Source organism: bacterium, from assembly GCA_020444325.1.
Classification (GTDB): Bacteria; Bacteroidota; Ignavibacteria; order SZUA-365; family SZUA-365; genus BM516.
This window is the reverse complement of record JAHLLD010000018.1, coordinates 37,880-47,242: the sequence shown is the minus strand read 5'-3', so window position 1 is coordinate 47,242 and position 9,363 is coordinate 37,880. Positions and strand designations below refer to the sequence as shown.

The 9,363-nt window shown below is 57.0% G+C and carries 8 protein-coding genes; 5 read left to right on the top strand and 3 right to left on the bottom strand.

Annotated elements, in window-relative coordinates; all coding sequences use genetic code 11:
• Together KQI65_17460 and KQI65_17455 are read right to left on the bottom strand one after the other, a co-directional pair.
• Positions 1-1,991 (bottom strand): S1 RNA-binding domain-containing protein (locus tag KQI65_17460; GenBank protein MCB2206534.1); only part of this gene is annotated, 1,991 nt, incomplete at its 3' end.
• 223 nt (positions 1,992-2,214) lie between these two features.
• Positions 2,215-3,039: a 2,3,4,5-tetrahydropyridine-2,6-dicarboxylate N-succinyltransferase gene (locus KQI65_17455; GenBank protein MCB2206533.1), complete on the bottom strand. Its 825-nt coding sequence runs from the start codon at positions 3,037-3,039 to the stop codon at positions 2,215-2,217.
• 170 nt (positions 3,040-3,209) lie between these two features.
• Here KQI65_17455 and KQI65_17450 point away from each other — a divergent pair, with 170 nt between their 5' ends.
• From KQI65_17450 to KQI65_17430, 5 genes are read left to right on the top strand one after another with little or no spacing between them, the layout of a single operon-like run.
• Positions 3,210-3,995, top strand: coding sequence for a hypothetical protein (locus KQI65_17450; protein MCB2206532.1), 786 nt, complete (start codon positions 3,210-3,212; stop codon positions 3,993-3,995).
• A gap of 8 nt (positions 3,996-4,003) precedes the next feature.
• Positions 4,004-4,939 (top strand): hypothetical protein, encoded by a 936-nt coding sequence (locus KQI65_17445; GenBank protein MCB2206531.1) that lies wholly within the window; start codon positions 4,004-4,006, stop codon positions 4,937-4,939.
• On the top strand, positions 4,936-5,484 hold the full coding sequence (locus tag KQI65_17440; GenBank protein MCB2206530.1) for a cob(I)yrinic acid a,c-diamide adenosyltransferase: 549 nt from the start codon (positions 4,936-4,938) through the stop codon (positions 5,482-5,484). The genes KQI65_17445 and KQI65_17440 overlap by 4 nt, the downstream gene beginning before the upstream one ends.
• Position 5,485: 1 nt before the next feature.
• Positions 5,486-6,103: a deoxynucleoside kinase gene (locus tag KQI65_17435; protein MCB2206529.1), complete on the top strand. Its 618-nt coding sequence runs from the start codon at positions 5,486-5,488 to the stop codon at positions 6,101-6,103.
• A 3-nt stretch (positions 6,104-6,106) separates the two neighbouring features.
• A complete protein-coding gene (locus KQI65_17430; protein ID MCB2206528.1) occupies positions 6,107-8,329 on the top strand; it encodes a TonB-dependent receptor in 2,223 nt (740 codons plus the stop codon).
• Between the two features lie 258 nt (positions 8,330-8,587).
• Here KQI65_17430 and KQI65_17425 read toward each other — a convergent pair whose 3' ends face one another.
• Positions 8,588-9,340 carry a tetratricopeptide repeat protein gene (locus tag KQI65_17425; GenBank protein MCB2206527.1) on the bottom strand — a complete coding sequence of 251 codons (753 nt, stop codon included), beginning with the start codon at positions 9,338-9,340 and terminating at the stop codon, positions 8,588-8,590.
• Positions 9,341-9,363: the final 23 nt, after the last annotated feature.

Genomic DNA, 9,363 nt, shown 5'->3' with positions numbered 1-9,363 from the left:
GTCTCATCGGCAGCCGGGGTCTCATCGGCAGCCGGGGTCTCATCGGCAGCCGGGGTCTCATCGGCAGCCGGGGATTCTTCGGTCGGCTGATCGACAGCGGCAGGAGCGGCTTCGGCTGATGCTTCGACGATTTTCTCTGCGGGTGCTTCTTCCTTTGCAGAGGCGTCCTCGGCCGGTTTGTCGGTTTCGGCTGCAGAATTTCCGAACAGCTCTTTCAGACTGTCGAGCTCGTCACCGAGCGTGAAGCCGGATTCGCCGGTGTTGCCGTGGGGTACCTTGAAATCGGAACGGGAATGATCACGGTCACGCGGTTCCGGATCGCCGCCGTCTTCACGGACGATGGAGCCGATGAAGGAATGCTTCTCGGTGTCCATTTCGACGACCTTGATGCGCACTGCGTCACCCACATTGTAGGTTGGAGCGCTCTGACCACGACGGCGGCGTCCGCCCATCTTGCCGCGAGGAACGAAGCAGTCGATATCGAAGTCGAGTTCCACGATAGCGCCGGCTTCCATCAGCTGTTTGATTTTGCCATCGGCTTCGGTATCAGGGGGATAAATGTTCGCAAGGCGCGGCCACGGATCCGGCTGCGTATCTTTGAGGCTGAGTGCGATGCGGCGGTCTTTCGGCCGCACATCCATGATGCGAACTTCAATATCGTCACCCATTTTGACGACTTCCGTCGGGTGCTGAATGCGTTTGGTCCACGAAAGGTCTGAAATGTGCACCATGCCGACGATGCCGGGTTCGAGCTGCACGTAGACACCGAAATCGGTGATGTTCCGAATCTTTCCCGCTACCGTGTTGCCGACGCTGTAATGCTCCTCGGCGTGGGCCCAGGGCGATTCGGTAAATTCTTTCATACTGAGGGCGATGCGTTCGTCCTTCTCGTTAATGTCGACAATGCGCACCTTCACCGTCTCGCCCATGCTGACGACTTCGTTCGGCGTGTTTACGCGTACTTTGCTCAGACGGGAGATGTGAATGAGCCCGTCAACGCCGCCGAGATCGACGAAGGCGCCATAGCTTGTAATCGAAGTCACTTTGCCTTCGACGACCGAGCCTTTCTTGAGCTCGCGCATACGTTCTTTCTTGAGTGCGCGCTTGCGGCTGCACACGTACTTGCGTTTTGAGAAGTCCGTCATTTCGATAACGACGAGATTAACTTCCTGTCCTACCAGCGGTTCGATGTCCGACTGTTCCGCGCGCCCGGAAAGCAGGAACTGTGAACGCGGAACGAACCCTTCCAGACCCTTGTAGCTGACAATGGCGCCACCCGGAATGGCCCGGCTCACGGTAAACGTCAGCATGTCGCTTTCATCATGCGCTTTCTTGAGTTCATCCCAGATGGGCTGCGCTTCCTCGTCCGTCAGTTTCTTCTTGCGAGGTGCGGCCGACGCGGCGTCACTTCCTGCATCACCTTCCGCTTTCTCCGCATCACCTTCCGCTTCCTTCGTGCCGTCTGCAGCAACTGCTGCAGTGGCTCCGGCTGCTGCTGCTTCAGTTGCGGGAGCTGCCGGTGCTGCATCGTCTGTCGCCGCCTCCGCTGCGGGAGCGGTTGTGGCAGCCGTGTCGCCCTGTGCATCCGCGGTCTGCTCTGCGGTCACTTCCGGTTTCACACTTTCCTCCGCTGTGGGCTCGGAGCTCTCTGCAGGCTTTGCTTCTTCGGCAGCCGGGGTTTCTTCGGCAGCCGGGGTTTCTTCGGCAGCCGGGGTTTCTTCGGCTGGCTGGTCGACAGCGGCAGGAGCGGCTTCGGTGCTTGCTGCGGCTTCGGTGCTTGCTGCGGCTTCGGTGCTTGCTGCGGCTTCGGTGCTTGCTGCGGCTTCGGTGCTTTCCGCGGACTCTGCCGGTGTTTCCGGTGTGGCATTCTGCGGCTGGTCGGTGGATGATTCCGCTGCTTCGTTACCCTGGGGTGCGGCAGCGTTCTGATCCTGGTCGCTGTTGTCGGGGAGGTTCTCGGGAGTCTCGTTCCGGGTGGACTCGTCAGTCATTGTGGTTTCCGCTAATAGTGATAAAATCAGGCACCGAGTGCCTCTGTCCAGAGCTGCATCGATACGACGGATGGGAGTCCGTGCATCCTCATCCTTCACACCGATAGTGAACTGAAAAAGTAGTGAATTACTGTTGAAATGGCAATATGGAAATTGTCCGCTACAGTGTCAAGTATCGCCAGCGTCTGCGGTGCCGGGATACGGGTCTGAGGCAGCGTGGCACTCAGCGGAGGCTTTCCTCGAGCGCGGTGGCGGCGTCGGTCTTCTCATCCCTGTACTTGATGATCAGCGGGGTGTACATCTGTAATCCTTCCGTGCGGGCGAATTCGCCGCGCGCGGGACGAGAGCCGGCAACGACGACGGCGTTTTCCGGAATTTCGAGCGGACCATCATTGCTGCGCCGCAGTATGCGGCCGTGAACGCAATCGTATACCGGCGTGGATGCATTGAGAATCACGCCCGTTCCAATGACCGCGCGGCGGCGCACGATGGTGCCTTCATAGATCCCACTGTTTCCGCCTACCATGACGTCATCTTCTATCACCACAGGGACAGCACCGACGGGTTCGAGTACGCCACCTACCTGGACCCCGGCGCTCAGGTGGACACGTTTCCCTATCTGCGCGCAGGAGCCCACGAGGGCGTGGCTGTCGATCATGGTTTGCTCGTCTACATAAGCGCCGATGTTGACGTAGGCGGGCGGCATGATGATGACACCGGGAGCGAGATACGAAGCGTCGCGCACGGTGGTCCCGCCCGGGACAATGCGACGACCGCTCTCCGCGCTGAAACGTTGGACCGGCAATGTGTGTTTGTCGGTGAAATGGAATGTCTCACCTGCAGGAACATCCTGCAGCACTCCGGCACGAAATGCCCAGAGAATGACGTTCTTGACTTCCGTATTGGCGACCCATGCGCCTTCGATATTGCTGGCGGCGCGAATGCGTCCCTCGCGCATCGCATGCCAGACCTCGTCGAGCAGGGCGAGTTCCTTTGTACCGGCGTGTGACGGATCAGCAGCGAGCAGTGTCTGTATGGTTTCCTTCATGGCTATGCAGTCTATGTTGTTGGCAATGTCTTGATTCTAAATATCGCTTGCGGAACAACGCGGGACAAGCCCGGGTTTACAGGATATGCGCCCGTTTTCGATTGCAGGACAGCGCTCTGCATTGCGCCGCCAGAGGGCTTTTCGTAACTTGTTTCAATGGAGAAAACAGCATGAACATATTTCGACTGACACTCGCCGCAGTCTTCGCCGTGAGTCTGGTTTTCAGCAGTGTTGCCGGACAGGGTTCGCTCGAGTGGGAGGAAAACGCGCAATTCGGCGTGGAAATTGGTGGCGACATTGATATTTCCGCCCAGGTATTTCAGCCTACCAACTATCAGCCATACCTGATTCTTACCTCTGAGCGGCTGAAACATCCTGTGCTCATCGATCTCGGGAAAAAGAAAGTCTATCGTCTCAAGACGACTTCCATCAAGGTCGATGGCAGTTTCATTTCCACCAGCGGTATCCCGCGGGGAAGCTCAATCAGCAAGTACCGTATGCACGGTGGTGCCAGCACGTTCAAGGTGGATGGCAAAAAAGTGGCGATGACGATACGGCAAACATTGGTCGGCGAAACTCCTGCTGAAATTATCCTCGCGCACAGTCCCGACTATGCTGTGCGGAAGAAAGCGTACAAGCCCAACAGCAAGTCCATCAGCTTTCTCAAGTCGTACAAAAAGAAAACGGACGTCGTCGTGATGTTCGCCACCTGGTGCTCGACCTGCAAGGTCGTGCTTCCCACCGTACTGCGCGTCTTTGACGATGCCAACAACGAGGCATTCAACGTGCGGTATATCGGTATTGCGATGGGCGGGAACGAGCCGGCTGCGGAGCTGGAGAAATATGGTCACGATTATCCTGCGGTCATCATCATGCAGAATGGGAAGGAACTTGACCGCATTATCGGGGAACCGAACAACCCCATAGAGGACCGCATCGTTAACATTCTACGCTGATACCATTCATGCAGCTTTCATCCAACCGCGTGCTCTTCAGTATCGCACGTGTTCTTGAAATTATCGTGGCCCTGGTATTCCTGCTGGCCGCAGTGATGAAGGCCCTCGACCCACAGGCCTTCGTCGAACAGATTGCGGAGTATCAGATCCTCCCGGATCTCGCGCCGGTTGCGGCATGGTCACTGATCATTGTCGAATGTATCCTGGCCGCTGGTCTCATCGTCAACCTGTATCCGAAGATTGTGCCGCTGCTCACCGCGGGGATTCTCCTGTTCTTCATTGCCATCACCGTGTACGGGATGTCTATCGGACTCGGAGAAAACTGCGGCTGCTTCGGGAATCTGTATCACCGCGGACCCGAGATGGTGATCATTGAGGACAGCCTCATGCTCATTGCCGTCCTCTTTGCCGCCGTCGTGCTGTGGAAGCATAAGGTGGAACGTGTGATGCCGCGATTGGCCGTATCGCTCGCCGTTGGCCTGATTGCTGCCGGAGTCACGGCCGCGAGTCCGGCTATTCCCGCGGACGACCTCGTAACACAGCTGAGTCCGGGAAGCCATTTTGACACCTGGCCCGTCGATGGACTGTACGGAAAGGATCTGAACCAGGGGACGCATGTCGTGTTCCTCTTCACCGTCAAGGCAGACGATGTCGCCTCGCAGGTGCAGCATATGAATGACATCGCGCAGAAGGATGAAGTCGCCTCTGCGGTCGGACTCATTATCGACGGGACCGAGCATCTCACTTCGCTCATGTTCGAATACGCGGCCGCATTTCCCGTTGCGGCAATTGAGCCGCGATTTGCGCGTCCCCTTTACAGGACGTTGCCACGCGTATTCATCCTGCATAACGGCACGGTGGAAGCCACCTGGTCGGATATACCCACTCCGGCTGATGTGATTTCCGCACTCAAACCCTTCAGGAAGGAAGATTCCGCATCGTGAAAATCTACACGAGAACAGGAGACCAGGGCAAAACCGCACTCTTCGGGGGGCGGCGTGTGGGAAAAGACAGCGCCCGCATCGATGCCTACGGTACGGTCGATGAACTCAATGCGCTGCTCGGGTTCGCCCGCGCTTCGGCCGTACATGAGACCGTGCACGGCCTAATCGTGGCGCTGCAGCACGAACTGTTCACACTCGGGGCCGACCTGGCCACACCGCTCGACAGCGAGAATGTCAGCGTTCCGCGCATAGAGCAACAGCATATCGATACCATGGAGCAGCGTATTGATGGACTCGAGGAAGAACTTGAGCCCATTCGGTTTTTCATCCTTCCGGGCGGGACCGAGACTGCTGCCCGCCTGCACATGGCGCGGACTGTATGCCGACGGGCAGAGAGGCTGCTCGTGCATCTCTCCACGCTTGAGGACATCAACGAACTCGATCTGCAGTACGTCAACCGACTTTCTGATTTCCTCTTTGTCCTTGCCCGCTATGCCAACCACACCGCGGGCCAGAAAGATCTGCACTGGCAACAGGACGCTTGATATGTTTATCGCCATCGCCGGAAATATAGGCTCGGGAAAATCCTCACTCACCTCGCTTCTGCACGAGAAATTCGGCTGGGAGCCACATTTTGAATCGGTGGATGACAATCCCTATCTGCCCGATTTTTACAGGGATATGAACCGATGGTCTTTCCATCTCCAGGTGTATTTCCTTTCCAAACGCTTTACGCTGCACCGGGATATTTCTGAGCAGTCGCGTTCCGTGGTGCAGGACAGGTCGATTTACGAGGACGCGGAGATCTTCGCTGTCAATCTCCATAACCTCGGAAGGATGGATGACCGGGATTATGAAAATTATCGTGCCCTGTACGCTGCGATGACATCCTACCTTCGTCCCCCGGATCTCCTGATCTACCTCCGCGCCAGTATCCCGACACTGCAACGGCAGATACGGCTTCGCGGACGCGATTTCGAGCAGGGGATCGACCTGCACTATCTCGAACAGCTCAACGTGCTGTACGAGGACTGGATTTCACGCTATGACGCCGGGGAGGTGCTGACGCTTGACAGTGACGAAACGGATTTCGTGCACGACATGCAGAAGCAGGAAGAGATTCTCTACCGCATTGACCAGGCTGTGCGAAAAAACCGCAGGTAATACATGAAAACAATCCCTTTCAGGATAGCAGTCCAGCTTCTCGTCTGGACTGTGCTATTTCTGGCCACACTTCCCGCAGGCGCGGACGCGCAGAACGCAACATTGCAGGGAAGCGTTACCGATGCCGAGGGCTTGCCGCTGATCGGAGCCAATGTTGCGATCCGTGGAACTGTTCTCGGCGCCGCGACGGATGCGGAGGGTAAATATCGTATTACCCAGCTGTCCGCCGGAAGTTATACCGTGCAGTGCAGCATGATCGGCTATTCGCGCAAAACAGTAGTAGTCGATATCAGTGATGGCGAAACTGCGGTGCACAACTTCACACTGATCGAGAGTGTGATCGAAACCGGGGAGGTGATTGTCACTGCGGGGCGGCATGCGCAGAGTCTCGAGGAAATCCCGGTCAGCATTGCGATCTTCGACGCGGACGATATCGAAGCGCGCGGCATTTACCGGCTGGACAACGCCCTGCGCAAGGTTTCGGGCGTGAACATCACGGAAGACCAGGTGAATATCCGCGGTTCAAGTGGCTACAGCAGGGCCCTCGGGAGCAGGGTACTCCTGCTCGTCGATGGGGCGCCCGTGCTCGCAGGCGATGCCGGGGAAATCAAGTTCGATGTCGTGCCGATGTTTGCTGTTGACCGCATAGAAGTTGTGAAGGGGGCGGGATCCGCGCTGTATGGCTCAAGCGCGCTCGGGGGCGTCATCAACGTGCTGACGCGTGAGCCACGCGAACGCGTTACCAGGGTGCGACTGTACAGCGGGTTCTGGGATACACCGCAGTGGGAGCAGTGGAAATGGTGGGGTGAGAGTCCGCGATACATGAACGGGGTAGACCTCCAGCACGGCGATGCACACGGTGATTTCAGCTATCTGCTCACCGGTGGACTGCGGAACGATCAGTCGTATCGTCAGAACGCGGATTTTGTGCGATGGAATCTCAACGGACGGGCCTGGTACTGCATGTCGCCGTCAGGGAACCTCAATGTTTCCATCAATCACAGCGATGATGACCACGGCAACTGGGTATACTGGCGGGATCTCGAGCATGCACTTCAGCCACCGGTGAACGCGGACCTGTCCGAGCATATTCACAGCCTCAAAACGCAGGCCTCCGTGCAGTACCGTCATACACACAGCTCGCGTTTTGCCTCCATGTTTCGTCTCAACGCCTACCGCACCGCGTATGAGACTACCAGCGACACGTCGGATTTCCGTTTTCGTCCTACCGATCAGACGCAATCCACCGCGTGGCTGCTTGGCGGGGAATACCAGGGGAGTTACACACTCAACGAGGATAATTTCCTGACCTTCGGTGTCGATGCGTCCTACAGCACCGTGGATTCCCGCACCTTTGGCCTGCGTGACGGTGTGACGGTTGCCTGGTATGCACAGGACGACCTTTCCCTGGGGAAGGACTGGCATCTCTCGCTCGGTGCGAGGTATGACCTGACCGCAATCGACTCGCTTGATATCGATGCTCAGCTGAATCCACGTGTGGGACTCACCTACGTCCCGTGGAGCGGTGGACTCGTGCGCGCATCGCATGGCTGGGGCTTCCGGTCGCCTTCCATCGCCGAACGTTTTACCTCCGCCAGCGCGGGTGGCATTCTCACCAAACCGAATCCAGACCTGAAGGCCGAGCGCAGTACCTCATATGAACTGGGATTCAAACAGGACTTCCTCTTCGGAAGCAGTGTCGATGCCGCGCTGTTCTGGAATGATTACGAGAATCTCGTAGAGCCGCGCATTGATCCCGCAGACGGCCGCATCGCATTTCGCAACATCACGCGCGCCCGTATCATCGGATATGAAATCGCGCTTGACCTGCAGCCACTGCCTGATCTTTTTACGATGACCGCCAGTTACACCTACCTCTATCCCCGGGATTTGAGTACGGAGTCCATTCTCAAATACCGTCCACGCCATCTCGTGTATCTTTCGGGAAATCTCACCCTTGGTCCCGTCAGTCTCGGTGCGGATTTCCGCTATGTCTCACGCATGGAGAACATTGACCGCGAGCTGACCATCGTCATTCCGGATTCGGAGAAACGCGTGGCTGCTTACGTGACCGATCTGCGTCTCGCGCTGGAAGGCGGCTCGGTCGGACTCCCGCTGCGTCTGAGTTTCCTCGTCGATAACGTATTCCAGTATCATTACACTGAAGTCGTTGCCAACATCGCTCCCATGCGCCGTTTCCGCCTGATGCTCGAAGCAAGCATGTAGAGCTCGTCCCGCAAGCGCGGGACTCGCGCGTGAGCAGCTTCGCTGCGCTTGAGCGCCTTACGGCGCGCGGGAGTGCCTGGCGGCACGCATGAGCTCGTCCCGCAAGCGCGGGACGAGCGCGTGAGCACCTGCGGTGCGCGGGAGCTTCCCGGCTTCGTCTCGTCATACTCAACTACGCCGAGACAGGCGCCTACGGTGTTCCATAAAAAAAATCCCTCCGTGTTTACGGAGGGATTTTTTTGAAGCTCTGTGTGGGCTTTACTTGAGCATTTTCAGCTCGTAGTCGGCGTTTCGTGCGTAGGAGGGATCTTTTTTCGCGTTGGTAAACGCATCCTTCGCTTTCGCGGTGCTACCGAGGTTGCGGTAAGCGAGGCCGAGCTCGAAGTACGCGGCGCCCTTACGCGGGCTTTTGTTGTACTTGATCCCATTCTGAGCGGCCTTGATGGCGTCATTGTACTTGCCATCCTTGTTGTAAGCCTGCGCCATGATCACATACGCCTTGTCATAGCTTTCATCGTTCTCGACAGCACTTGCAGCCAGTTCGGCGGCCTTGCCGGTTTCACCTTTGGTGAGCAGCTGCTGAGCACGTGCCGTCTGTGCGGCCGCCAGACCTTTTTTCGCCTGACCGAGTGTGGGATTTTTCTTCAGTGCGAGTTCGTAGTTCTCGATGGCATCCTGATACTTTCCATCGGAAAAATAGGCGCCTGCCAGTGCAAAATAACCAATGGCCCATTCGGGATTGGTTTTGACGGCCGATTTGAATGCTTCAAGCGCTTCGTCGGTTTTACGCGACTTCTTCAGCGCGAGTCCCTTCTGGTAATAGTAGAACTCGTGTTTCTCGAGCTTCAGTGCAGCATCGTATTTCGTAATGGCGCCTGCAAAATCGCCGGACTTCAGAAGGGCATTGCCCTCGTTGAAGAGTTTCTTTGCCTCGTTATTGTCCTGTGCGAATGCCGATGTCGCGGCAATTGCCAGAATAATAATGGACAGGAACATGATCCGCTTGAGCATGATTCTGACTCCTTACGCCTTCT

What these genes read in the sequence shown, in the direction of transcription:
- KQI65_17435 (MCB2206529.1), top strand. Translation starts at nt 5,486, where the DNA reads ATGTTTATCGCCATCGCCGGAAATATAGGCTCGGGAAAATCCTCACTC.
- KQI65_17430 (MCB2206528.1), top strand. Translation starts at nt 6,107, where the DNA reads ATGAAAACAATCCCTTTCAGGATAGCAGTCCAGCTTCTCGTCTGGACT.
- KQI65_17450 (MCB2206532.1), top strand. Translation starts at nt 3,210, where the DNA reads ATGAACATATTTCGACTGACACTCGCCGCAGTCTTCGCCGTGAGTCTG.
- KQI65_17445 (MCB2206531.1), top strand. Translation starts at nt 4,004, where the DNA reads ATGCAGCTTTCATCCAACCGCGTGCTCTTCAGTATCGCACGTGTTCTT.
- KQI65_17425 (MCB2206527.1), bottom strand. Translation starts at nt 9,340, where the DNA reads ATGCTCAAGCGGATCATGTTCCTGTCCATTATTATTCTGGCAATTGCC.
- KQI65_17455 (MCB2206533.1), bottom strand. Translation starts at nt 3,039, where the DNA reads ATGAAGGAAACCATACAGACACTGCTCGCTGCTGATCCGTCACACGCC.